This is a genomic window from Bradyrhizobium sp. P3_C3 (genome assembly GCF_056402655.1).
In genome coordinates this window covers 22,434-45,733 of the sequence record NZ_JBFUGY010000054.1, presented here as the reverse complement: position 1 = coordinate 45,733, position 23,300 = coordinate 22,434, and the positions used below count along the sequence as shown (strand labels likewise).

Here is a 23,300-nt window from a genome sequence, read left to right as displayed (position 1 = left end):
CCAAAGCGCTACCAGCTACCCCGCAGCCCAAGACGAAGCCCGACGATGCGTTCGAGCCCGCTGAGGGCGCCGAGACACTGGGGCCGAGCGAAAACGCATCAGAGGCTCGGAGAATGCTAGGGCGCATCGGCACCCCGAGATGCATAGGAGAAGAGGCAGGGTCCTAGACAAAAGATTGACACCGCAAACTTCAGGACTGCAAGCTGCTGAAACAATTCCGAGATTTTACTTCCACTACAAGTACAAGCACTGCCACGGGCGGTACGCGTAGTCGCTAGCCCCGCTGTCATGCGCGCGTGAGACGCGATGTTCGTGCCTCACGCTCCACTGTCGTCGCCCGGCTCGACCGGGCGATCCAGTACGCCGCGGCCTCTCGGTTGAATCACTGGCGTCTCTGGAATACTGGATCGCCCGCTTTCGCGCGCGATGACGGCTGTGTGTGTGGCGGTTTGCGCCATGCCCTCACGAGATGAAGTGTTGCGAGAGCTCGCTAAGCCAGCCCTCAATTCGAGCTGTCGATCAAGCTCTCCAGCAGCCGCTTCAATTCGCTCGTCGACTTGTCGCCGTAGCTCTCCAGGATGTGCTCCTCCTGGTCCACCGCGAGCGAGTTGAGCTTCTTGCACAGCACCTTGCCGCGGTCGGAGATGAACATCAAAACCTTGCGGCGGTCGTTCGGGTCCTGCACGCGATAGACCAGCGTGTCGGAAACCATGCGGTCGATCATCTTGGTCAGCGTCGGATGATTGAGCAGCACCGCGTCCGCGAGTTCGCCCATCGAGTGGCCATCGCCGTCCGACAACACCTTAAGGATGCGCCACTGCTCGACGGGAACGCCTTCCTTGCTCAGGCGCAGTTCCAGCTGCCGGTTGATCTCCCGGTTGGCTTGCGCGAGCAGGTAGGCGAGGTGTTCGGTGATCGGGGAGTTCGGTTTTGCCACGGCTAAGACTTCGTCTTGACCCAAATGAGTGAATGTCTTGCAATCAATGCTGCTTCTATATGCACTTCAATTGTTGAATATTCAATATTTTCAAAATAGGATGTTTGCCTAACAAAAGGGCGGATGCCGCGGCCGCCTGCTCATTGTGCTTTCAGGTCTGGTGCCAGACAGGAGTTGGCGTGCACGCGACGGTAAACTTCCCGGCTCACGGCAGTCCGGCGATGCCGCCGTCCTTGCTGCTGAGGAATCTGTCGTCGTCGGGAGCCGATAGCTCGCTGTCGCCGGGCGATCATGCGTTCCTCAGGCGGCGTGGCGCGAACAAGCTGCGCATCGGCGGCTTCATCTGCTGCACGGGATCGCCGGGTGTGTGGGGCCCCTGCGCGACCAACAGCGCGCAACTCGCCGTTGCCGAGATCAACAAGCGCGGCGGCATCCTCGGCCGCGAGATCGAGTTGTCGATCTACGACGCCGGCGGGCCGCTCGATGAGGTGCTGAACCGCGCCGAGCAGGCGATCGCATTCGACGAGGTCGATCTCATCGTCGGGCTGCACACCAGCGCGGTCCGCGTCGGCTTGCGCGACGTCACCACGCGTCATCGCATCCCCTACATCTATACGCCGGTCTATGAAGGCGGCGAGCGCACGCCCGGCGTGATGGCGATCGGCGAGACGCCGCGCTGGCAGAGCCGGCCGTCGATCCACTGGCTTGCCGACGTCAAGAAGGCGTCGCGCTGGTACCTGATCGGCAGCGATTACGTTTGGCCCTGGCAATCGCACCGCGCCGTGAAGAACTACATCAGGGAAACCGGGGGCCACGTCGTCGGCGAGGAGTTCGTCCCCCTCGGCGAGGACAATCACGAGCCGCATCTGGCGCGCATCCGTGCCGCGCGGCCCGATGTCGTGCTGATCTCGCTGATAGGCACCGACAGCGTCACCTTCAATCGTGCGTTCGGCGAATGCGGCCTCGGTGCCACGACGCTGCGGCTGGCGGGGGCCATGGACGAGACGGTGCTGCTCGGTATCGGCGCCGACAACAGCGAGAACATGTTCTGCGCATCCGGCTATTTCTCCGGTATCGGCTCGCGAGCCAATGACGACTTCCAGATCCGCTATCGCGCGATGTTCGGGCCGAACGCCCCGCCGATCGGCTCGCTTGGCCAGTCCAGCTATGAAGGCCTGCGTTTCCTCGAAGCCGTGGCGAAAAAGGCAGGTTCGCTGTCGATGGCGCCCATGCTCGCGGCGGGCCGCAACATCGTTTACGGCGGCGCGCGCGGCCCGGTCGTCGTTCGCAACGGCCACGCCCGCATGCAGATGTATCTCGCGGAGGCCGACGGCCTCGACTTCAAGCTGATCAAGCCGGTCTGAGCCTGCTGCGGCAATCCGGACAGCCCCATCTTAAAATAATACTTGAAAAGGAAAATATTTCCGCTTTGAATGTTTCAGCAGGGCCGCTGCGCGCGTCGCGCCAATCGCGGCCGCGCGCAGGGACCGTACCAAGAAACTTCAGGAGAGCGCCGTGACAGTTGTCCTTCCCACGCCTGCCCAACTTCTTGACGTCGCCAAGCAGTGCGGCCTTTCGCTGACCGATGCCGATGTCGCCTCGTTCCGCGGCCTGATGCAGGGCTCGATCGAGGCCTATAATCTCGTCGGCGCGATGCCGGACGAAGTGCCGGAGGTCAAATATCCCCGCACGCCGGGCTACCGGCCCTCGCCCGAGGAGAACCCGCGCAACGCCTGGTACCGCAAGTCGACCGTGAAGGGTGCGGCGAGCGGCAAGCTCAAGGGCAAGACCGTCGCGCTGAAGGACAACATCATGCTGGCCGGCGTGCCCATGATGAACGGCTCGGCGACGCTCGAAGGCTACGTCCCCGATTTCGACGCCACCATCGTCACGCGCATGCTCGACGCCGGCGCCGAGATCGCCGGCAAGGTGCATTGCGAATCCTTCTGCATGTCCGGCGGCAGCCACACCGGTGCGGTCGGTGCCGTGCACAATCCGCACAAGATGGGCTATTCGGCCGGCGGCTCGTCCTCCGGTTCCGGCGTCGTCGTCGCGCTCGGCGAGGTTGACATGGCGATCGGCGGCGACCAAGGCGGCTCGATCCGCATGCCGTCCTCGTTCTGCGGCACCTACGGCATGAAACCGACCTGGGGCCTCGTCCCCTACACCGGCATCATGCCGATCGAGATCTTCGTCGACCACACCGGTCCGATGACCGCGACCGTCGCCGACAATGCGCTGCTGCTCGAAGTGCTCGCCGGCGACGACGGCTACGATCCCCGCATCAAGGCGCCGAAGGTCGAGGAGTACACCAAGGCGCTCGGCCAGGGCGTCAAGGGCATGAAGATCGGCATCCTCAAGGAAGGCTTCGAGCAGGCGAACGCGGAGGCCGCCGTCAACGAAAGCGTCCGCGAGGCCGCCAAGCGCTTCAAGGACCTTGGCGCCACGGTCGAGATCGTCTCGATCCCGATGCATCTTGTCGGTCCCGCGATCTGGACGCCGATCGGCACGGAGGGCATGACCCAGACCATGATGTATGGCGATGGCTATGGCCTGAGCCGTTCCGATCTCTACTCGACCTCGCTGATGGACTTCCATCGCGGCTGGCGACGGCAGGCGGATTCGCTGTCGGAGACGACAAAACTGTTCCTGATGCTCGGGACATACATCAACAACAGCTTCGGTCCCCGCTATTACGGCAAGGCCCTCAACATCTCGCGTCGCCTGACCGCGGCCTATGACAAGGCGTTCGGCGAATACGACCTGCTGCTGCTGCCGACCACGCCAATGAAGGCGACGAAGCTGCCGGAGCCCACCGCCAGCCGCGAAGACTATGTCGCCCGCGCGCTCGAGATGATCTCCAACACCGCGCCGTTCGACATCACCCATCATCCCGCGATGTCGCTGCCCTGCGGCATGGTCGACGGCCTGCCCGTTGGCCTGATGCTGGTCGGCCGCATGTTCGAGGAATCCACGATCTACCGCGCCGCGCATGCCTTCGAGCAGATCGGCGACTGGAAGAAGATGTGAGAGGAGAATTAATGCAGACGGACGGAAGACCAGAGCGTTTTCGAGCGAAGTGGGTACCGGTTCGCGTCGAGAAAACGCGTCAAAACAAGAATCTAGAGCCCCGTTCCGATTCCATCGGAACGGGAAAGGCTCCAGCGCATGGCTAACGCGTTCGTCGCGGCGTTCGAGATCCTGAGCTTTGGCGCGATCATCGTCCTGATCGTGCTGGGGCTCGGGATCATCGCCAGCATGATGGGCATCTTCAACTTCGCCCAGGGAGAGTTCGTCCTGCTCGGGGCCTACATCACCTATCTCGCCTACGCCAAGGGCCTGCCGATCTGGGCCGGCATGGTCGCGGCGCCCTTCGTGGTCGGTGCGCTCGGCTTCGTGCTGGAGGCGCTGATCATCCGCCGCTTCTACGCCGCGCCGATCGTGGCGATGCTCGGCACCTATGCGCTCGGCCTGATCATCCGCGAATCGGTGCGCGGCCTGATCGGCGGCTTCTATCTCACCGTGCCCGAGCCGATCGGCGGCTCGATCGATATCGGCGCCATGCACATCTCGGCCTGGCGTTTCACCATCATCGTCATCACGCTTTTGGTGATGGCGGGCTGTTACCTCCTGCTGTCGCGCACGAGTTTTGGCCTGCGCATGCGCGCCACCCTGGAAAATCCCTCGCTGGCGCGGGCTTCAGGCATTTCCACGCCCCTGATGTACGGCGCCACGTTTGCGTTCGGCTCCGCGCTCGCCGGCCTTGCCGGTGCGCTGATCGTGCCGGTGTTCAGCCTGTACGCCGATCTCGGCCTGCGCTTCCTGATCCAGGGTTTTGTCGCGGTGATGGTCGGTGGCGTCGGCTCCTTCATCGGACCGGTGGCGGGCGCCGGCGTCATCGGCACCCTCAGCGCCGCGCTGCCATGGGTGATGGCGCCCGTCATCGCCGACGTCCTCGTCTTCGTGCTCGCCATTGTCTTCATCAAATTTCGGCCACAGGGCCTCATCGCTGGAAAAGGGGTTTAGTCATGTTCGATCGTACTCAGCTTTCGCGTCGCCGCTTCCTCTCCAATCTTGCCTTTACCACCGGCGCGGTCGCGACCGGCGTCGGCAGCTGGGTGATCCCGGCGCCGTGGGCGAACGCGGCGGAAGGCCCGATCAAGGTCGGTATCGCGACCGATCTCACCGGCCCGATCGCCTATGCCGGCAATGCCGACGCCAATGTCGCCAAGATGGTGATCAAGGAGATCAACACGGCCGGTGGCCTGCTCGGCCGCCCGCTCGAGCTCTATATCGAGGACACTGCCTCGAACGAATCCGTCGCCGTCGGCAACGTCCGAAAACTGATCCAGCGCGACAAGGTCGACATGGTGCTGGGCGGCATCACCTCGTCGATGCGCAACGCGATCAAGGACCCGATCGTGGCGCGCGGCAAGACGCTCTACATCTATCCGCAGCTCTACGAAGGCAAGGAGTGCACGCCCTATCTGTTCTGCACCGGGCCGACGCCGGCGCAGCAGTGTGACGAGTTCATCCCCTGGCTGATCAAGAACGGTGGCAAGAAGTTCGCGCTGCCGAGCGCCAACTATGTCTGGCCGCACACGCTCAACGTCTACGCCCGCAAGGTCATTGAGGCGAACGGCGGCGAGGTCGTGTTCGAGGAATATTACCCGCTCGACCAGATCGACTTCTCATCGACCGTCAACCGCATCATCTCCAACAAGGTCGACGTCGTCTTCAACACCGTCATTCCGCCGGGTGTCGGCCCGTTCTTCAAGCAACTCTATGAAGCGGGCTTCCTCAAGAACGGCGGGCGCCTGGCCTGCGTCTACTATGACGAGAACACGCTCAACATCAACCAGGCCGCGGAGATCGAGGGGCTCGCAAGCTGTCTCGACTATTTCAAGGTGCTGACCAAGGAGAACCCGTTCGACGCAAAAATCCAGGCGGCGTATGAGAAGGACTTTCCCGGCAACTTCCTGTTCGCGGCCGGCAGTGCCGCGACCGGTACCTATCGCGGCCTCAAGCTGTGGGAAGCGGCCGTGAAGGAAGCCGGCAAGGTCGATCGCGACTCGGTTGCCGCCACTCTCGATCACGCCAAGATCGCCGAAGGCCCGGGCGGCCCGGCCGAGATGGTGCCGGGCAAGCGGCACTGCAAGATGAAGATGTACACCGCGGTCGCCAAGGGTGGGAACTACGAGATCGTCGGACGCAGCGACGGGCTCGTCGATCCCAAGGAATGCTGAGGCGGAATGCCGAAGTCGATGAGTGTGGTAAGAGAAGCCATCGCCGGCGACGAAGCGGACGATGCGATGGCTGAACGCGTGGCCGCGGAACAGGCCAAGGAACAGGTCAAGGCAGGACGAAAGGTCCTGCCGATCGTGGAGGGCGTCGTGCTCGTCGCGGCGCTGCTCGCGCCGCTGGTGCTGCAGGACTACCTCACGGTGTTCGCGACCCGCGTGATCATTCTCGCGCTGTTCGCGTTGTCGTTCGATCTGGTCTGGGGCTATGCCGGCATCATGAGCTTCGGCCAGGCCCTGTTCTTCGGCTCGGCCGGCTATGGCGTCGCGCTGCTCGCGCGCGACCTCGACATCACCAACATCTTCCTGGTGCTCCCCGCCGGCACGATCATCGGCCTCACCTTCGCGCTGCTGCTCGGCGGCTTCCTGCTGCTCGGACGGCATCCCTCCAGTGTCATCTTCGTGTCGCTGGGCACGCTGACCGGCTCCTACGCCGCCGATCGCCTCGCGCGCGGCTGGTACTATCTCGGCGGCCAGAATGGCATCCCCTCGATCGCGCCGATGTCGCTCGGCGGCTACGAATTTACTGAAGGCCCGGCTTTCTACTATCTCGTGCTCGGCATCCTCGTCGTGGTCTACCTGCTCTGCCGCTTCCTGGTGCGCTCGCAATTCGGGCTGGCGCTCGCAGGCCTGCGCGAGAACGAGCAGCGCATCGCCTTCTTCGGCTACAAGGCGCAGCATCTCAAGGCGATCATCTTCGCGATCGGCGGCGCCATCGCAGGTCTTGCCGGCAGCCTTTATGCCTTCCACGAAGGTTTCGTCTGGCCCAACATGGTCGGTGTCGTGGTCTCGACGCAGGTGGTGCTCTATGTTCTGTTCGGCGGCTCCGGCACGTTGATCGGCGCCGTCATCGGCGCCGTGATCGTCGAGGGCGTCAGCTTCTGGCTCTCTGACAATTATCGCGAGATCTGGCCGATCATCCTCGGTCTGCTGCTGCTGCTCGTGATCCTGTTCCGGCCGCTCGGCCTGATCAGTTTTGTGCTCGGCGAGCGCGAGCGGGTCGGCAGCTTTGGTGCCAAGCCCAAGGAGACTAAGAAGGAGAAGCGCAATGCCGCTCCTTGAGGCCGCCGGCATCAAGAAGATCTTTGGCAAGCTCACCGCGCTCGACGGCGCCGCGCTGACCGTCGGCGAGAACGAGTTTCACGGCCTGATCGGACCGAACGGCTCCGGCAAGAGCACGCTGATGAAGTGCATTGCGGGGGCCGAAGTGCCGACCCAAGGCAAAGTGAGTTTCATCAACACCGACATCACCGCGTTCACGCCGACCGAACGGGCCCGGGCCGGCATGAGCCTGAAATTCCAGATCACCAGCGTGCTGCCGACGCTGACGCTCTACGACAACATCCTGCTCGCGCTGCAGGCGCAGTCCTCGCTGTTCGATCTCGTATTCTCGCGCACGCGGGGCGCGCTGCACGACCAGGTCATGACCATGCTGACGCAGTTCCGCCTCGCCGATCGTGCCTTCGACGCGGCGGCGGCGCTGTCGCACGGCCAGCAGCAATGGCTGGAGATCGCGATGGCGCTCGCGGGCAAGCCGAAGCTGCTGCTGCTGGACGAGCCGACCGGCGGCATGAGCCTGGAGGAGCGCCGCGTCACCGGTGAGCTGCTTCAGCCGATCAAGAAACATTGCTCGCTCGTCATCGTCGAGCATGACCTCGATTTCATCCGCGACATCTGCGATCGGTTGACCGTGCTCGACCAGGGCAAGGTGCTGGCATCAGGCACCGTGTCGGAGATCCAGGCCAATAAATCCGTTCAGGAGATCTATCTGCGCCGTGCCTGAATTTTTGGACATCAAGCATCTCGACGCGGGCTATGGCCGCAGCCAGGTCCTGTTCGACGTCACCCTCGGCATTCCCTGGCGCGGCGGCGTCGCCGTGCTCGGCCGCAACGGTGCCGGCAAGACCACGCTGATGAAGACCATCGTCGGCGAGCTGCCGGCCTGGAAGGGCGAGGTTGCCTTCGACGGCCGCGACATCAGCCGCCGCGCGACCCAGGAGCGCGTGCGCGCCGGCATCGGCTACGTCCCGCAGGAGCATTCGGTGTTTGCGCGTCTGTCGGTGCGCGACAATCTCGCGGTCGGCTCGCTCGCCAGCAAGAAGGCCGACGCGGTCGACCAGGTGCTGACCATCTTCCCGAAACTCGGCCAGCGCCTCGACCAGCCCGCCGGCACCCTCTCCGGCGGCGAGCGCAAGATGCTCGCCATCGGCCGCGCGATGCTGGGCGATCCGAAGCTGTTGTTGCTGGACGAGCCGACCGAAGGCGTCTGGATCGGCGTGATCGAGGAGATCACCGAGCGCCTGATCGAGCTCGCGAAGAGCATCGCCGTCATCATCGTCGAGCAGCACCTCGACCTCGCGCTGCGCGTCGCGGACTATGCCTACGTGCTCGACCGCGGCAGGGTCGCGCTGCAAGGGCAGGCGAATGATGTGCGCGTCAATCCGGAGCTGATGCGGTATTTGGCGCCGTAGGTCGCGCTGCCAGTCTTTGAGTGAGGCGCAGCGCTCTCACTGTACCTCATCAAGGGGAATGACGGCGTCAGGCTGAGATGGATCGGAGAGATTAAGCGGAGCGCCGGCCTTACTTCACCGCCCCAAAGCGGCTGTCGAACGAGTTCGACGACACCACCGGCGCGGCGCCCATGATCTGCGTCGCTTCACTCGCGCCATCCGACACCGACGGCTTCAGCGCCGGCCGCGTCGCGGCGAGGCGCGTGTCCGGCTTCACCGGTTCGGCCGGCTTGGCGGCGGCGACGGCCGGCTTCGGCGCGTCCTTGGACGTATCGCGGCCAGGCACGAACCGGGTCACTGCGGCCTTCAGCCTCGACGTCGCGGTGGGTGGTGTTGCTGGCGCAGCGGTCGGGGCCACGGACGCGGTCGCCTGCGGCGGCGGCGTGGTCGCCGTCGTGTCGGCGGTGCCGAGGCCCATCTTGCGGCCGAGGTTGGAGAAGAAGCCGCCTGACGATTTCTCTTGGGATTTCTCGCTGGCCGGCGCGGCTGCGGCGACGCGGGTGGTGGCGGCGGGGGCGCTGACGGCGACGACCGGCTCCTGGTTCGCGGGAGCGGCGGCGGCCGCATCGAGATTGGGCTTGGGCGGATTGACGTGTCCGGGGATCGTGCCCGGCGCCTTCGCCATCGCCAGCATCTCCAGGGTCGAGCCTTCGGCATTCTCCGACAGTCCGGTCGATCCCTCCGGAATCTTCGAGGCAAAAATCTTGTTCATGCCGCCGTCGATGCCGGTGTTCATGCGCGCGATTGGCGTGCCCTTGGCGACGAGCTTGTTGTACTCGACCTGGTCGCGCGCATCCTTGTCGCGCACCGCGCTGGCGATGTTCTCGGGGATCACATAGGCCGGGCACTTCGCGGACGCGTCGAACACCGGATCGCGCTTCGCGTCAGGCGTCTTCGTTGCGTCGAACACGTATTTGCGCTCGCAGAAATCGACCTTCGGCTCCTGCCGCGTCACCTCGAAATGATCATAGCCTTCCTTGATCATCTTCCAGAACGGCATGTTCGGGTTGTTCCGGTGCTTGGCCATGTTCACCGGCGTCATCTTGAACGGATAGGCCTGCAGCTGGAACGCCTTCTGCCCGCCGAAGAACGACTCGCGGCCAAGCGAATAGATCTCCGCGATCTGCTCGTCGGTCATCGCGTAGCAGCCGCGCGACGAACAATCGCCGTGCACCATCAGCTGCGAGCCGGTGCGCCCCAGAGCCTTGTCGAACGCGTTCGGATAGCCCGTGTTGAACGAGAGATAGTAGGCCGACTGCGGATTCATCTGGCCCGGATTGATCGAGTAGAATCCCTCCGGCGCCTGGCGGTCGCCTTCGCGCACCTTCGGGCCGAGATCGCCCGACCAGCGGCAGATCGGATAGGTCTTGAGCAGCGCGAACTGGCCGTTGCGGGCCTGCTTCCAGACCTCGAGCTCGGCCTCCTGCTTGAACAGGCGCACCAGGATCGGCGATTGCAGGTCCATGTCCTTCTCGACCATCGCGGCGAGAAGCTTTGGCGGCACCGGCTGGTTGGCCTTGGCGTTGGTCGCGAGCGAAACCTGGTCGGTGTCGCAGCCGGCCAGCAGAACACTGGCCGTCAGCAGCGCAACCGAAGCCAAAAGCGCGCGAGCAAGCGAACGAGAAATCAAGATGGACCCCACACCGTGCCGGGCAGAGAGCGCGAACCCCAATCTCGAAGCATGATCCGACCGGAGATCCGGACCCGTCGTGACGGGTGTTTTCGAACCACGCTCCAGCGCTTGTGCCCTGAAGCCATTGATTAAAATTCTAACCTCTGGGTCATGTGGTCGCAACCCGAGCTGGGATCACGAGCCCGTTGGCCCAGTGGCATGGTCAACGAAGACTAAATGGACGCGACTTTGGGCCGTACTTGGGCCTTTTGGCCCAATCCGCACAGAGATCGCTGATTTGGGCAAAAAAAGGGTTAACGGGGAGTTACCGGGGCGGTCGGGGGCCGCCCGAAAGGTCTCGTAGGGTGGGCAAAGGCGCAAAGCGCCGTGCCCACCATCTCGCTCCCCATACTGTTTGGAAGGGTGGGCACGCTTCGCTTTGCCCACCCTACGGCACCGAAAACGGCCGAATCAGCCCAGTTTCCGGCCGATATCGAGGAATTTCTGCCGCCGCTGCTTGCGGATGGTGTCGCCGTCCAGGCCGCGGAGCTCGTCAAAGGCCTTGGCGATGGCATCGCCCGTGGTGGCGATCATGGCGGTGGGGTCGCGGTGGGCGCCGCCGACCGGCTCCTTCAAGATGCTGTCGATCACCCCGAAGCGCAGCATGTCCTGCGCGGTGATCTTCATGTTGTTGGCGGCTTCCTGCGCCTTGGAGCCGTCGCGCCACAGGATCGAGGAGGCGGCCTCGGGCGAGATCACGCTGTAGATCGCGTGCTCCAGCATCAGGACCTTGTTGGCGGTGGTGATGGCGATGGCGCCGCCGGACATGCCCTCGCCGGTGATGATGGCGACGTTCGGCACGGTCAGCGCCATGCAGGCATCGGTCGAGCGCGCGATCGCTTCGGCCTGGCCGCGCTCTTCGGCGCCGATGCCGGGATAGGCGCCGGCGGAATCGGCGAGCGACAGCACCGGCAGGCCGAACCGCTCGGCCATTTCCATCAGCCGCACGCATTTGCGATAGCCCTCGGGCCGCGCCATGCCGAAATTGTGCCGGATGCGACTCTCGGTGGAATCGCCCTTTTCCTGGCCCATCACGCAGATGGCCTCACCGCGGAAGCGGCCGAAGCCGGCAACCAGTGCCTCGTCCTCGCCGAACTTGCGGTCGCCGGCGAGCGGAGTGAATTCGGTGATCAGGCCCTTGATGAAATCGTTGAAATGCGGCCGCTGCGGATGCCGCGCGACCAGCGTCTTCTGCCACGGCGTCAGGTTCAGATAGAGGTCGGCCAGCGCCTGCGCCGCCTTGTCCTCGATCTTCCCGATTTCCTCGGAGATATCGGTGCCCGAGGCCGCAAGCGTCCGCAGCTCGTCAACCTTGGAGTCGAGCTCGGCGACCGGCTTTTCGAAGTCGAGATAGCTGCGCATGTGATCTGGCATCAACTCAATATAGCGAGGACGGGGCGGGGCGTCGAAGCAGGTTTGGATCGGCGGAAAGAAATGTAGCTTCTTCAATGAGTTGGCTTGTGCGCTCTAAAGCAGCCCGCCAAATCATGCGTGAGGCCACGGCTCTTTCTGCGGAGATGTGGCCGAAGTCAAGGCGGTTTCATGGGTTGCCCCGGCTGGGCTCTCGTGTCCCGGACGCGCTGCAGCGCTTCTATAGCGCTGCTGCGCAGAGCCGGGGCAAGAGACCTGTCTATTTCTCCGCCAGCGGGTGCAGGTCGCGCACCAGGCTCTTCAGGCGCTCCTCGACCACATGGGTGTAGATCTGGGTCGTGGAGATGTCGGTGTGGCCGAGCAGGGTCTGCACGATGCGCAGATCCGCGCCGTTGTGCAGGAGGTGGCTGGCAAAGGCGTGGCGCAGCACGTGCGGGGAGACCAGCCGGGCCTGCAGCCCCGAGGCGACAGCAAGCTCTTTCAGGTCGCGAGCGAAATGCTGCCGCGTCAGATGCCCGCTCTCGCCGAACGATGGGAATAGCCATTTCGAGGCGGCCACGCTGTTCTTCTTGTCGGCTTTTGCCGCTTCCGTCGCCGCGAGATAATCGGCCATCGCCTGCCGTGAAGCCTCGTTGAGCGGCACCAGGCGTTCCTTGTTGCCCTTGCCGCGCACCACGATCATGCGGGCGTCGCGTTTTGCCGCGGAGCGCGGCAGCGCCACCAGCTCGGAGACGCGCAGGCCGGTGGCGTAGAGCACCTCGAGCAGGCAATAGAGCCGCAACGCGCGCAGCCGTTTCGAGGGAGAAGCGTCCTCCGCCTCGCTCAATTCCTTGGCGCGGCTGAGCATGCGGTCGACATCCGCGATCGACAGCACCTTTGGCAGGCCGCGGCCGCGCTTGGGGCCGGACAGGATCGCCGCGGGATCCTCGGTGCGGATGCGCTCGTTCAGGAGAAAGCGGTAGAGATGCCGCATCGCCGACAGCCGCCGCGCGACGCTGGTGGACTTGAAGCCGCGGCTGTCGAGATCGCCGAGGTAATCGCGCAGGATCTGCGTCTCGGCGTCGGCAAAGCTGTGCCCGACGCGGCCCAAAAATTCCGAGAAATCGGTGAGGTCGCGGCGGTAGGCGTCGAGCGTATTGGGGCCGGCGCCCTGTTCCGCCGCGAGCATGTCGAGGAACAGGCCGGTGAGCTTGCTGTCTGAGGGCTGTACGCGCATGCCCTGGAGGCTAGCTCCTATTTCTTGAGAAACTTATCCGGCGGGATCGTCACCGTCATTTCCCGCGACTTCGGGCTCACGAAGTTCGCCAGCGCGAAGACCACGCCATAGACGATGCCGGCGAGCACGGCGACGACCGTCAGGAAGCGGAACAGGCTGGGCATCGGGCAAGGTCTCGGGAAGGTCTCAGGCGTCCAAATTAACCAATGAAATCATCCAACATGTTCGCCGTTTCGTGGCAAGAGTCCTCTGGCGAGGGCCCCGAGGGGGTCGTATAGGTGGCCAAAGCATGCCGCCTCCGGCGGCAGATCGAGCGAGACCCATGCCCGACGCCGCGTTGCCGATACAAGCTGCCCCTGAGGCCGACATCCTGTCGGCGCTCGGGACGCGCTCGATCGTGCTCGTCGGCATGATGGGGGTGGGCAAATCCACCATCGGCCGCCGCATGGCGGCCCGGCTCAAGTTGCCCTTCGTTGACGCCGACACCGAGATCGAGGTCGCTCATGCCGGCATGACCATACCGGAGATTTTCGAGCGCCATGGCGAGCCGTATTTCCGGGATGGCGAGGCGCGGGTGATCGCGCGCCTGCTCGACGGCGAGCCGATCGTGCTGGCGACCGGCGGCGGTGCCTTCATGCGCGAGGAGACGCGCAATCGCATTGCGGCCAAGGCGGTCTCGATCTGGCTCAAGGCCGACCCTGACGTCATCATGCGCCGGGTGCGCCGCCGCGCCGACCGCCCGCTGCTCCAGACCGCCGATCCCGAAGGAACCGTGACGCGCCTGCTCACCGAGCGCGAGCCGATCTATCGCCATGCCGACCTCACCATCGCCTCGCGCGACGTGCCGCACGACAGGATCGTCGAGGAATGCATCGAGACGCTGCGCGCCCATCTCTGCGGCGAACAGGCCGCCCAATCACCTGCCGACGTTGCGAGTGCCGTACGATGACTGCGCCGTTGAAACATTCAGATCCCGTCAACGTCGACGTCGCGCTCGGCGATCGCGCCTATGACATCGTCATCGGCCGCGGCGTGCTGGCCTCGCTCGGCGAACGGGTCGCGCGCTTGCGGCCCGGCGTGCGTACGGCAATCGTCACCGATCGCACCGTCGCAAAACACTGGCTCGAGCCGACCGAAGCGTCGCTCGCTTCTGCCGGCATTCCGACCTCGCGCATCGTGGTCGAGGAAGGCGAGATCTCCAAGACCTATGCCGGCCTCGAAAAGGTCAGCGAGGCCCTGATCGCCGCGAAGGTCGAGCGCAACGATCTCGTCATCGCGCTCGGCGGCGGCGTGGTCGGCGATCTCGCCGGCTTTGCGGCCGCGATCCTGCGCCGCGGCGTCGATTTCGTGCAGGTGCCGACCTCGCTACTGGCACAGGTCGATTCCTCCGTCGGCGGCAAGACCGGCATCAATTCGCCGCAGGGCAAGAATCTGCTCGGCGCTTTCCACCAGCCCGTGCTGGTCATTGCCGACACCGCCGTGCTCGATACGCTGTCGCCGCGGCAGTTCCGCGCCGGCTATGCCGAGGTCGCCAAATACGGCGTGCTCGGCGACGAAGCCTTCTTCACCTGGCTGGAGAAGAACCACTCCGACATTTTCAAGGGCGGCTCGGCGCGCGAGCACGCGATCGCGACCTCGTGCCGCGCCAAGGCCGGCGTCGTCTCGCGCGATGAGCGCGAGACCGGCGAGCGCGCGCTGCTCAATCTCGGCCATACCTTTGGTCACGCGCTGGAAGCCGCGACCGGCTTCTCCGATCGCCTCTTCCATGGCGAGGGTGTCTCGATCGGCATGACGCTGGCGGCGCAGTTCTCGGCGAAGCTTGGCATGATCGGCGAGGCCGATGCCGCGCGCGTCGAGCGTCACCTCATCGAGGCCGGCCTGCCGACGCGCCTGCAGGACATCGCCGGTTTCGCGCAGGAAGGGCTTGCCGACGCCGATGCGCTGATGGCGCTGATGGCGCAGGACAAGAAGGTCAAGCGCGGCAAGCTCACCTTCATCCTGTTGGAGGCGGTCGGGCGCGCCGTGATCGCGAAGGACGTCGAGCCGGCGCCGGTGCGCGATTTCCTCAAAGAGAAGCTCGCGCAGAAGGCTTGATGCGCGGCTAACCGGTTTTTGAGTGGTGCATGGACTGGCTCGGATTCACCATCGTCATTCTCTGCCTGCTCGTCTCGGGCTTCTTCGCCGCGAGCGAGACCGCGCTGACCGGCGCCTCGCGCGCCAGCATGCTGCGGCTCTCCAAGCAGGGTAACCACGACGCCGATGTCGTCTCGCAGCTGCTCGACATGCGCGAGCGCCTGATCGGTGCGCTGCTGCTCGGCAACAACATCGCCAATATCAGCGCGTCCGCGCTCGCCACCAGCATCTTCACGGCCTGGTTCGGCGATGTCGGCGTGCTCTATGCCACCGGCGTGATGACGGCGCTGGTCGTGATCTTCGCGGAGGTGCTACCGAAGACCATCGCGATCAACGCGCCCGACCGCATGGCGCTTGCGGTTGCCCGCCCGATGCGGCTGACGATGTATGTGCTGGGACCGTTGCTGCGGATCGTCGAGGTCATCGTTCGTCTGCTGATGCGCTTGTTTGGTTTGGCCGGCGAGCACCAGGCGATCCTGTCGCCGACCGAGCGCCTGCGCGGCGCGGTCGACCTGTTGCACCACGAGGGCAAGGTCGAGAAGCAGGACCGCGACATGCTCGGAGGCCTGCTCGATCTGCGCGAGCTGCAGGTCTCCGACGTCATGATCCATCGCACCGAGATGATGATGATCAATGCCGACCTGCCGCCGGAGGAACTGGTGCGCGAGGTGCTGGCGACCGAGTACACCCGCATTCCGCTCTGGCGCGAGAAGCCGGAGAACATCATCGGCGTGCTTCACGCCAAGGATTTGCTGCGCGCAATCCGCGCATCCGACGGTGACACCTCGCGCATCGACGTCTCCACCATCGCGCTGCCGCCCTGGTTCGTGCCGGAAATGCGCCCGGTCTCCGAGCAGCTCAAGGCGTTCCGGCGCCGAAAAACCCATTTCGCCCTCGTCGTCGACGAGTACGGCGAGGTTGAAGGTCTCGTGACGCTGGAAGACATTTTGGAAGAGATCGTCGGCGACATTTCCGACGAGCACGACGTCGTGGTCGCCGGCGTGCGCGCCCAGCCGGACGGCTCGGTCGTGGTCGACGGCTCGGTGCCGATCCGCGATCTCAACCGCGCCATGGACTGGCACCTGCCCGATGAGGAGGCAACGACAGTCGCCGGTCTCGTCATTCACGAGGCGCGCTCGATCCCCGACCGCGGCCAGAGTTTCACGTTCCACGGCTTCCGTTTCCGCGTCCTCCGCCGCGAACGCAACCGCATCACCGCGCTCCGTATTTCACCGGTGCCGCGTGACGCGGAGATGGAAGAGGCCAAGCCCAGGCGGGCGGGAACGTCGTTTTGACGCACGGTGTCATCGTCCGCCTTGTGCGCAGTTGCGCACGGGGGCGGACGATCCAGTACGCCGCAGCCTATCGATTGAATCTCGCCAGCAGTGTTTACTGGATGCCCCGCCTTCGCAGGGCATGACAGCCGAATTGGCGAGCTAGGTGCCGCCTTCCCCCGGTGCCTGAGCGTGGATCGCGAGCGCGTGCACGCTGCCGGCAAGTTCCGCGGCCAGCGCCGAATTTATCATGCGGTGGCGATCGACCCGGCTCTTCCCTTTGAAGGCCTGAGACGCAATATAAACGCAAAAGTGTGTCTCGCCGCTCGGTCGATGGCCGGCGTGGCCCTCATGCAAATGTGACTCGTCGACGACCTGCAGGCTTTCCGGCGTGAAAGCTTCCCGCAACTTGTTGCTGATAGTGTCTTTCATAAACATGAGTGCCATTAAAGCGCGCAGCCGCACTCCGTCAATTGCATAGGCCGCCTGCGGCGGCCGTACCTCGAAGACGCCGGAGTGAAACTTCGGCTGCGGGTTCCCAGCTAATTGCAATGTCAAGACTTGAAGGTTTTTGCATTGCGTAGTCAAAGTCAGTCATGCCGATCGATTCATCAAAGTTCTTCGACTCCATCCGGGTCAAGCCGAAAGGCAAGCAGCCGGAAGTGAAGCCGCGCGACGCCGTGGTCAACTGCGAATGGGCCGGGTGTCAGAACAAGGGTGCGCACCGTGCGCCGAAGGGCCGCGAGAACCAGCGCGAGTACTGGCACTTCTGCTTGAACCACGTGCGCGAGTACAACCAGAACTACAATTTCTTCTCCGGCATGAATGCCGATGCCGTCGCGCGCTACCAGAAGGATGCGCTGACCGGTCACCGCCCGACCTGGAAGATGGGCGCCAATGGCGGCAAGAAGGGTGCGGAAGCCGAGATCGACATGGCGTCCGATCCGTTCAGCATGTTCAGTGAGATCAACGGCCGCGCGGGCTGGCGGAAGGGTCCGCAGGCCGAGCCCAAGGCCGAGACGCGCAAGGTGATGAACGCCGAGCGCAAGGCGCTCCAGGTCATGGGTCTCGGCCCCAATTCCACGCTCGCCGACGTCAAGAGCAAGTACAAGGCGCTGGTCAAGCAGCATCACCCCGACGCCAACGGCGGCGACCGGTCGACCGAAGATCGCCTGATCGAGATCATCAAGGCCTACAATTATCTGAAGACGGTGGTCCGCGAGGCCTAGGCTACGCCTTCCGGGAAGGACAGTTCGCAAACCAGTCCTTCCGGCCTCCACTGCCGGGTAATGGTTCCGCGCAAGGTCCGGATGATGCCGTCGACCGCGCCGATTCCAAAACCCTTGCGCGTTGGCGCCTCGTTGACCCGGGGACCGCCGCTCTCCGACCAGTGCAGCACGAGAGGCTCTGCACCATTGGTCTCCCAGCTGATCTCCAGCCTGCCCGAAGGCCTCGACAGCGCGCCATATTTGGCGGCGTTGGTGGCGAGCTCATGCAGCGCGACTGCGATCGACTGGGCCAGCGTGGGCGGCAGGCGGACGTCGTCTCCCGCGATCCTGATCCGCTCGCCGTCCCGGCTTGCGTACGGCCGGAGTTCTTCTTCGACGATGGTCTTCAGATTCGCGCCGGTCCAACGCGAAGCCGAGAACAGCCTCTGCACGTTGGCAAGCGCGCTGAGCCGGCCTGCAAACACGGTCTGGAACTCTTCCGCGGTATCCGCCTTCGTCAGCCGCAGCATCGCCTGAGCCACCGCGAGCAGGTTGTTGGAACGGTGATCGACCTCGGAGGTGAGGAGCAGCGTCCTCTGCTCTGCCTCCTTGCGAGCCGTGATGTCGACCAGCATGTTCACCGCACCAACCAAACGCCCCCGTTCGTCGCGCAGCGGCGTCGGATATGGCATGAAGCAGATCCGGGAGCCGTCCGGCCGCTCGGCCACGGCCTCGACGTCGCGCACGGGCCGGTTCTGCTTGAGCGCGATTGCCATCGGGCATTCATCGTGGGGAAGCGCCGTGCCGTCGGGCAGATAGAGCTTCCAGGTCACGCACCACATCTCGCCGATCTTCGGCATGCGTCCGGCAAAATCGATGCAGGCGCGATTGAAGAAGGTGATGCAACCTTCCGCGTCGGTTGTGTAGATCGCGGCAGGCAGAGCCTGCAGCAAGTCGCGGAATCGTCTTTCAGAATCCGTGCCGGCCTCGGTCCGGTTGGCGGCATAGCCGGCGGCGATCTCGCCGATCCTGGCCTCGTCCGCTTGTCCAAACAGGTCCAGCATTGGAATCTTGATCCGAGGGGGCTCACGGTTAAGTCCCCAAACCCGGAGATGTTCCAAGTTCGTCGACCGGACCGTGCGCGCGTTCCCGCAATTACGGCGCGACGGCTCTGTCGTGTCATCGTGCGTCCGAGCGAGGCACGACAGCGCAGTGAACGGCCCGGCTGTCGTGCGCTTTCTGCTCTATTCGCCGGAAGCCTTCGGCATTTCCCCCACATATGACGAACTCGGCCGGATCAGCCGCCCCGTCCGCTGTTGCTCGCGCGCATGGGCGGTCCATCCCGCTGCACGCGCCACGGCGAAGATCGGCGTGAAGGCCTGGCGTGGAATGGCGAGAGCATCGAGCAGAATCGCCGTGAAGAACTCCACGTTCGTCTCCAGCGGCCGGTCCGGATTCTTCTTGCGCAGCGCGCTGCGGATATAGGCCTCGACCTCGCCGGCAAAGGGCAGGTCGGCACCGTCCGCCGAAAGCCGCCCGATCGCGGCCTTGAGCACGTCGGCGCGCGGATCGCGCACGCGATAGACGCGATGGCCAAAGCCCATCAGCCGCTCGCCGCGGGCGAGTGCGGCATCGACCCATGGCTTGATGCGTTCGCTGGAGCCGATCGCATCGAGCATTTCCAGCACCGGCTCCGGCGCGCCGCCGTGCAAGGGGCCGGTCAGCGCGCAGTATCCGGCGGTGACGGCGGCAAACAGATCGGCCTGCGTCGAGGCCACCACGCGGGTGGTGAAGGTCGAAGCGTTCATGCCGTGGTCGCAGACCGTGACGAGATAGGCGTCCAGCGCCGCGACCTCGCGCGGCTCCGGTGAGGCGCCGCGCAGCATCCGCAGCGTATCGGCGGCGTGGCTCGCATTCGGATCGGGCGCAACCGGCTCGAGCCCCCTGGCACGACGGACCAGCGCGCCTGCGATCACCGGAAACGCGCCGACGATCGTCGCCTCATGTTCCAGCCCGTTCTCCGCGCGCAGGCCCGCGACCGCCGCGCGGAACCCGTCGACGATGCCCATGCCGCGTGTCGCCGGCAACAGCTCCGGCAAACGCGCGAACGCACGCTCGCGCGCCGCGCCCAGGCTCGCCCGCACATTGGCTTCGCTCAGCGTGGTCTTGCTCGCGCCATTCCAGAGCCGGGCGGTGACGCCCTCGAAGCTCGACTGGCTTGCGAGGGTGCCGACATGCTCGCCGGCGATGATCAGTTCGCCGCGCTCGCCATCGACATGGCTCAGCGCGGTCTCGGCCGCGGGAACGCCGTCCAGCCCGATCTGGCTTTTGGTGAGGTGGATGTTCATGACCCAATCTCCTTTGCACTGCACCAGGAGAAAATCAGGCCTCTCGACAGATTGATCAATCTTGATTACATAAATCAATATGAATAATTCCGAGGAACTCTATCTGTCGGCCCGGGAAGCCGCGGCCGAGCTCGCGATCTCGCCGGCCACGCTCTACGCCTATGTCAGCCGTGGCCTGATCCGCTCCGAGCCGACGCCGGATTCGCGCAAGAACCGCTATCGGGCCGAGGACGTCCGCGCCCTTAAGGAGCGCCGGGTGCCGTCGCCGGAGCCGCGCGGCCTGCGCAGCTTCGACGCTGACCTGCCGGTCATGGACACGGAGATCTCGACCATTACCGAGGAGGGCGCGATCTACCGCGGCGTCAATTGCGTCGATCTCGCTGAGAACGACACGCTGGAGCACACGGCGACGCTGCTGTGGGACGTCTCCGACGTCGATCCCTTCACGCCGGACAATCAGCCCCAGATCTCCGACGAGATGCGCGCGATCGCAGAGGCCGCGCGCCGCGCCGCGCCGATCGACCGCGCCATCGCAGTGCTGGCGCTCGCGACCAGCGCGGACGCGCGTGCCTTCACCCGAGCGCCCGATGGCCGCGCGATGGTCGGCGGGCGCATTGTCCGCCTCCTGGTTGCGACCATGCTGAACGCCGAGCCATCATCCGAGCCGCTGCACCAGCAGATCGCGAAGGCCTGGGCGCCAGACAACAAGCACGCGCCCGACCTCATCCGCCGCGCGCTGGTGCTGCTCGCCGATCACGAATTGAACGCCTCGACCTTCACCGCGCGCTGCGCGGCATCGACCGGCCTCAACCTCTATGACTCCGTGATCGCCGGCCTCGCCGCGTTGAAAGGGCCGAAGCATGGCGGCGCCGGCGTGCTGGCCTCGCAGCTCGTCAAGGCGCTGGTCGATCGCGATGTCGAGCCCATGGTCCGCGAGCGCGTCGCGCTCGGCGAGCGCTTTGCCGGCTTCGGCCACGGCGTCTACAAGCGCGGCGATCCCCGCGCGCAGTCGCTGCTGAACGCGCTGGCGCGTGCCGGCGCGCCGCGCAAATTCACGCGCGAAGTGCCGGAGCGGATCGTCGAGGCGACCGGCGAGCTCGTCAATATCGACTATGCGCTCGCCGTCCTCGTGCACGCGCTGCGCCTGCCCCTAGGCAGCGAGCTCGCGCTGTTCGCGATGGCCCGCAGCGTCGGCTGGATCGCGCACGCCAGCGAGCAATTGCAGTTCGGCAAGCTGATCCGTCCGCGGGCGCGCTATGTYGGACCGGCGCCGGGAAGAAGGGCTAGTTAGAATCTCTCTGCGAGCGCGTCGTCCTCCGCTGTCGTCCCTGCCCCGTGCGCAATTGCGCACTAGGCAGGGACGACACCGGCGCACTAAGCCCGCGGCTTGGACGTCGCGGCGAGGCCGTTCTGCCGGCGGCGGTAGTACCAGATGCCAAGGCCGCCGATGATCGCCACGGTCACCACCATCAAGATCCAGATGTGCTTGAACGGATGCCCATGGTGCGGCACGCCGAAATATTGGTGGAAGGCCGATACCGCCAGCACGCCCGGCAGCACATGGGCGGGAGCCCAGACCAGGATCGCCGGGATGTTCACCGCATAAAACGTCGCCGGCGCCATCCCCAGTGCCCCGGCGGTCACGGGCACGAAGGCGCGGATCGGCGGCACGAAACGGGCAAAGAACACGGCCCAGGTACCGAAGCGGTTGAAGAAGCTTTCGCTCTCGGCAACCACGCGCGGATAGTTGGTCAGCGGCCAGGTGTTGAGGATTTCGCGTTGCCGCCGGTGCCCGATCCAGTAGGCCGAGCCGTCGCCCAGCACGGCGCCGATTGCCGCCGCCAGCAGCACCAATTGCAGCTTCAATTCCCCGCCTGGAACCAGCGCGCTCAGCGCCAGAATGATGGTCGAGCCCGGGATCACCGATCCCACCACCGGAACGGCTTCGAGCAGCGCCGCCAGGAACAGGGTCAGATAGGCCAGCCACGCATGGGCCGAAACGAAGGATATGAGCGGATCGAGAAAGGACGTCACGTCGTCTTTCGTGGGGGGCTGGAGCACCGGGGTTCGGACCCTACATCAGTAGGTGCACGCGGTAAAAGTGCCATTCGCGTGGGCAGGCCACGCCTCCCGCCCGAAATTCGAGCGTGATTCGCAAGGCAGCCCTCCAAAAATCGCGTTCCTTGCCTATCTAGATGAAAAGACAATGGAACTTTGATTGGGGCGCGGGCTTCTGCCGGCACGTTGTCTCTGATAAGTTCGCAACCGCACCCAGCCGCAGCCAACGTGCAAATAACTGGTCTCGGGATCGCCCGGGGCCTCGGAGGATTGATGACGACCGCCGCTCTGTCCAAAGTTGAGGAAATTTCCGGTCTGCCCGACATGAAGGTGTCGGTGCGCCAGGTGTTCGGGATCGACAGCGATCTTGAAGTCCCGGCCTATTCCGAAGTCGATCCTCATGTGCCCGAAGTCGATTCTGATTACCGCTTCGACCGTGCCACCACGCTTGCCATTCTCGCCGGTTTCGCCCGCAACCGCCGCGTGATGGTGACCGGCTATCACGGCACCGGCAAATCCACCCATATCGAGCAGGTCGCTGCCCGCCTGAACTGGCCCTGCGTGCGCGTCAACCTCGACAGCCACATCAGCCGTATCGACCTCGTCGGCAAGGACTCCATCGTGGTCCGCGACGGCAAGCAGGTCACCGAATTCCGCGACGGCATTTTGCCCTGGGCGCTCCAGCACAACATCGCGCTGGTGTTCGACGAATACGACGCCGGCCGTCCCGACGTGATGTTCGTGATCCAGCGCGTGCTGGAAGTCTCCGGACGCCTGACGCTGCTCGACCAGAACAAGGTGATCAAGCCGCATCCGGCCTTCCGCATGTTTTCGACCGCCAACACGGTCGGCCTCGGCGACACCTCGGGCCTCTATCACGGCACCCAGCAGATCAACCAGGGCCAGATGGACCGCTGGTCGATCGTCACCACGCTGAACTATCTCGCCCATGACGAGGAAGTGGAGATCGTGCTGGCCAAGGCCAAGCACTATCGCACGCAGGAAGGCCGCGACATCGTCAACAAGATGGTCCGCCTTGCCGATCTCACCCGTAACGCCTTCGCCAATGGCGATCTGTCGACGGTGATGAGCCCGCGCACGGTGATCACCTGGGCCGAGAACGCTGATATCTTCGGCGATATCGGCTTCGCGTTCCGGGTCACCTTCCTCAACAAGTGCGACGAGCTCGAGCGTCCCCTGGTCGCCGAGTTCTACCAGCGCTGCTTCAACGCGGAGCTGCCGGAATCGGCGGTCAACGTGGCGCTCAGCTAGA

At 64.7% G+C, this 23,300-nt stretch carries 22 protein-coding genes; 13 read left to right on the top strand and 9 right to left on the bottom strand.

Annotated elements, in window-relative coordinates:
• Positions 1-502 precede the first annotated feature (502 nt).
• Positions 503-937 carry a MarR family winged helix-turn-helix transcriptional regulator gene (locus AC1DW2_RS38290; RefSeq protein WP_014490415.1) on the bottom strand — a complete coding sequence of 145 codons (435 nt, stop codon included), beginning with the start codon at positions 935-937 and terminating at the stop codon, positions 503-505.
• A gap of 179 nt (positions 938-1,116) precedes the next feature.
• Between AC1DW2_RS38290 and AC1DW2_RS38285 the strand changes: the two genes are divergently transcribed.
• The 7 genes from AC1DW2_RS38285 (at position 1,117) to AC1DW2_RS38255 (ending at position 8,708) form a co-directional block, all read left to right on the top strand.
• Positions 1,117-2,301 carry a substrate-binding domain-containing protein gene (locus tag AC1DW2_RS38285; RefSeq protein ID WP_014490414.1) on the top strand — a complete coding sequence of 395 codons (1,185 nt, stop codon included), beginning with the start codon at positions 1,117-1,119 and terminating at the stop codon, positions 2,299-2,301.
• A 151-nt stretch (positions 2,302-2,452) separates the two neighbouring features.
• Entirely contained in the window at positions 2,453-3,967 is a 1,515-nt protein-coding gene (locus tag AC1DW2_RS38280) for an amidase (RefSeq protein WP_477008571.1), read from the top strand.
• Positions 3,968-4,105: 138 nt separating this feature from the next.
• The gene (locus AC1DW2_RS38275) at positions 4,106-4,963 is read left to right on the top strand and encodes a branched-chain amino acid ABC transporter permease (protein WP_441496783.1); all 858 of its coding nucleotides are present in this window, start codon (positions 4,106-4,108) and stop codon (positions 4,961-4,963) included.
• Between the two features lie 2 nt (positions 4,964-4,965).
• Positions 4,966-6,183, top strand: coding sequence for a substrate-binding protein (locus tag AC1DW2_RS38270; protein ID WP_063980619.1), 1,218 nt, complete (start codon positions 4,966-4,968; stop codon positions 6,181-6,183).
• 6 nt (positions 6,184-6,189) lie between these two features.
• Positions 6,190-7,299: a branched-chain amino acid ABC transporter permease gene (locus AC1DW2_RS38265; protein WP_354113806.1), complete on the top strand. Its 1,110-nt coding sequence runs from the start codon at positions 6,190-6,192 to the stop codon at positions 7,297-7,299.
• Complete coding sequence (locus AC1DW2_RS38260) at positions 7,286-8,020, top strand: ABC transporter ATP-binding protein (protein ID WP_028149473.1); 735 nt, start codon at positions 7,286-7,288, stop codon at positions 8,018-8,020. Before AC1DW2_RS38265 ends, AC1DW2_RS38260 begins: the two co-directional genes overlap by 14 nt.
• Positions 8,013-8,708, top strand: a complete 696-nt coding sequence (locus AC1DW2_RS38255) for a branched-chain amino acid ABC transporter ATP-binding protein (protein WP_247316462.1) — start codon at positions 8,013-8,015, stop codon at positions 8,706-8,708. The genes AC1DW2_RS38260 and AC1DW2_RS38255 overlap by 8 nt, the downstream gene beginning before the upstream one ends.
• A 109-nt stretch (positions 8,709-8,817) precedes the next feature.
• On the opposite strand, the gene AC1DW2_RS38250 is transcribed toward AC1DW2_RS38255, so the two are convergent.
• The 4 genes from AC1DW2_RS38250 to AC1DW2_RS38235 form a co-directional block, all read right to left on the bottom strand.
• Complete coding sequence (locus tag AC1DW2_RS38250) at positions 8,818-10,377, bottom strand: murein L,D-transpeptidase family protein (protein ID WP_354113807.1); 1,560 nt, start codon at positions 10,375-10,377, stop codon at positions 8,818-8,820.
• A 453-nt stretch (positions 10,378-10,830) separates the two neighbouring features.
• Positions 10,831-11,793: an acetyl-CoA carboxylase carboxyltransferase subunit alpha gene (locus tag AC1DW2_RS38245; RefSeq protein WP_071916974.1), complete on the bottom strand. Its 963-nt coding sequence runs from the start codon at positions 11,791-11,793 to the stop codon at positions 10,831-10,833.
• A gap of 256 nt (positions 11,794-12,049) precedes the next feature.
• Positions 12,050-13,006, bottom strand: coding sequence for a site-specific tyrosine recombinase XerD (gene xerD / locus AC1DW2_RS38240; RefSeq protein WP_441496786.1), 957 nt, complete (start codon positions 13,004-13,006; stop codon positions 12,050-12,052).
• Between the two features lie 17 nt (positions 13,007-13,023).
• Positions 13,024-13,170 (bottom strand): hypothetical protein, encoded by a 147-nt coding sequence (locus AC1DW2_RS38235; RefSeq protein ID WP_035730492.1) that lies wholly within the window; start codon positions 13,168-13,170, stop codon positions 13,024-13,026.
• Positions 13,171-13,328: 158 nt separating this feature from the next.
• On the opposite strand from AC1DW2_RS38235, the gene AC1DW2_RS38230 reads away from it, so the two are divergent.
• The 3 genes from AC1DW2_RS38230 to AC1DW2_RS38220 are packed head-to-tail and all read left to right on the top strand — an operon-like array spanning position 13,329 to position 16,434.
• Positions 13,329-13,955, top strand: coding sequence for a shikimate kinase (locus tag AC1DW2_RS38230; RefSeq protein WP_477008570.1), 627 nt, complete (start codon positions 13,329-13,331; stop codon positions 13,953-13,955).
• Positions 13,952-15,100 (top strand): 3-dehydroquinate synthase, encoded by a 1,149-nt coding sequence (aroB, locus tag AC1DW2_RS38225; protein ID WP_441496788.1) that lies wholly within the window; start codon positions 13,952-13,954, stop codon positions 15,098-15,100. The genes AC1DW2_RS38230 and aroB overlap by 4 nt, the downstream gene beginning before the upstream one ends.
• 29 nt (positions 15,101-15,129) lie before the next feature.
• Positions 15,130-16,434 carry an HlyC/CorC family transporter gene (locus tag AC1DW2_RS38220; RefSeq protein WP_063980627.1) on the top strand — a complete coding sequence of 435 codons (1,305 nt, stop codon included), beginning with the start codon at positions 15,130-15,132 and terminating at the stop codon, positions 16,432-16,434.
• A 141-nt stretch (positions 16,435-16,575) separates the two neighbouring features.
• Here AC1DW2_RS38220 and AC1DW2_RS38215 read toward each other — a convergent pair whose 3' ends face one another.
• Positions 16,576-16,851 (bottom strand): BolA family protein, encoded by a 276-nt coding sequence (locus AC1DW2_RS38215; protein ID WP_477008573.1) that lies wholly within the window; start codon positions 16,849-16,851, stop codon positions 16,576-16,578.
• Positions 16,852-17,009: 158 nt separating this feature from the next.
• On the opposite strand from AC1DW2_RS38215, the gene AC1DW2_RS38210 reads away from it, so the two are divergent.
• Positions 17,010-17,642, top strand: a complete 633-nt coding sequence (locus AC1DW2_RS38210) for a J domain-containing protein (protein WP_441496789.1) — start codon at positions 17,010-17,012, stop codon at positions 17,640-17,642.
• Here AC1DW2_RS38210 and AC1DW2_RS38205 read toward each other — a convergent pair.
• Positions 17,639-18,685: a sensor histidine kinase gene (locus AC1DW2_RS38205; RefSeq protein ID WP_477008569.1), complete on the bottom strand. Its 1,047-nt coding sequence runs from the start codon at positions 18,683-18,685 to the stop codon at positions 17,639-17,641. The two genes, AC1DW2_RS38210 and AC1DW2_RS38205, sit on opposite strands and share 4 nt — an antisense overlap.
• Before the next feature lie 180 nt (positions 18,686-18,865).
• Positions 18,866-19,969 (bottom strand): citrate synthase/methylcitrate synthase, encoded by a 1,104-nt coding sequence (locus AC1DW2_RS38200; protein WP_441496790.1) that lies wholly within the window; start codon positions 19,967-19,969, stop codon positions 18,866-18,868.
• A gap of 79 nt (positions 19,970-20,048) precedes the next feature.
• Here AC1DW2_RS38200 and AC1DW2_RS38195 point away from each other — a divergent pair, with 79 nt between their 5' ends.
• Entirely contained in the window at positions 20,049-21,260 is a 1,212-nt protein-coding gene (locus AC1DW2_RS38195; RefSeq protein WP_354113812.1) for a citrate synthase family protein, read from the top strand.
• Positions 21,261-21,343: 83 nt separating this feature from the next.
• Here AC1DW2_RS38195 and AC1DW2_RS38190 read toward each other — a convergent pair whose 3' ends face one another.
• A complete protein-coding gene (locus AC1DW2_RS38190) occupies positions 21,344-22,003 on the bottom strand; it encodes a DedA family protein (RefSeq protein WP_441496791.1) in 660 nt (219 codons plus the stop codon).
• Positions 22,004-22,300: 297 nt separating this feature from the next.
• Here AC1DW2_RS38190 and cobS point away from each other — a divergent pair, with 297 nt between their 5' ends.
• Positions 22,301-23,299: a cobaltochelatase subunit CobS gene (cobS, locus tag AC1DW2_RS38185; RefSeq protein ID WP_063980631.1), complete on the top strand. Its 999-nt coding sequence runs from the start codon at positions 22,301-22,303 to the stop codon at positions 23,297-23,299.
• Position 23,300: the final 1 nt, after the last annotated feature.

Coding starts and splice junctions, on each gene's coding strand:
- AC1DW2_RS38275 (WP_441496783.1), top strand. CDS start 4,106: ATGGCTAACGCGTTCGTCGCGGCGTTCGAGATCCTGAGCTTTGGCGCG.
- AC1DW2_RS38270 (WP_063980619.1), top strand. CDS start 4,966: ATGTTCGATCGTACTCAGCTTTCGCGTCGCCGCTTCCTCTCCAATCTT.
- AC1DW2_RS38265 (WP_354113806.1), top strand. CDS start 6,190: ATGCCGAAGTCGATGAGTGTGGTAAGAGAAGCCATCGCCGGCGACGAA.
- AC1DW2_RS38260 (WP_028149473.1), top strand. CDS start 7,286: ATGCCGCTCCTTGAGGCCGCCGGCATCAAGAAGATCTTTGGCAAGCTC.
- AC1DW2_RS38245 (WP_071916974.1), bottom strand. CDS start 11,793: ATGCCAGATCACATGCGCAGCTATCTCGACTTCGAAAAGCCGGTCGCC.
- xerD (WP_441496786.1), bottom strand. CDS start 13,006: ATGCGCGTACAGCCCTCAGACAGCAAGCTCACCGGCCTGTTCCTCGAC.
- AC1DW2_RS38235 (WP_035730492.1), bottom strand. CDS start 13,170: ATGCCCAGCCTGTTCCGCTTCCTGACGGTCGTCGCCGTGCTCGCCGGC.
- AC1DW2_RS38230 (WP_477008570.1), top strand. CDS start 13,329: ATGCCCGACGCCGCGTTGCCGATACAAGCTGCCCCTGAGGCCGACATC.
- aroB (WP_441496788.1), top strand. CDS start 13,952: ATGACTGCGCCGTTGAAACATTCAGATCCCGTCAACGTCGACGTCGCG.
- AC1DW2_RS38220 (WP_063980627.1), top strand. CDS start 15,130: ATGGACTGGCTCGGATTCACCATCGTCATTCTCTGCCTGCTCGTCTCG.
- AC1DW2_RS38215 (WP_477008573.1), bottom strand. CDS start 16,851: ATGTTTATGAAAGACACTATCAGCAACAAGTTGCGGGAAGCTTTCACG.
- AC1DW2_RS38210 (WP_441496789.1), top strand. CDS start 17,010: ATGCCGATCGATTCATCAAAGTTCTTCGACTCCATCCGGGTCAAGCCG.
- AC1DW2_RS38205 (WP_477008569.1), bottom strand. CDS start 18,685: ATGCTGGACCTGTTTGGACAAGCGGACGAGGCCAGGATCGGCGAGATC.
- AC1DW2_RS38200 (WP_441496790.1), bottom strand. CDS start 19,969: ATGAACATCCACCTCACCAAAAGCCAGATCGGGCTGGACGGCGTTCCC.
- cobS (WP_063980631.1), top strand. CDS start 22,301: ATGACGACCGCCGCTCTGTCCAAAGTTGAGGAAATTTCCGGTCTGCCC.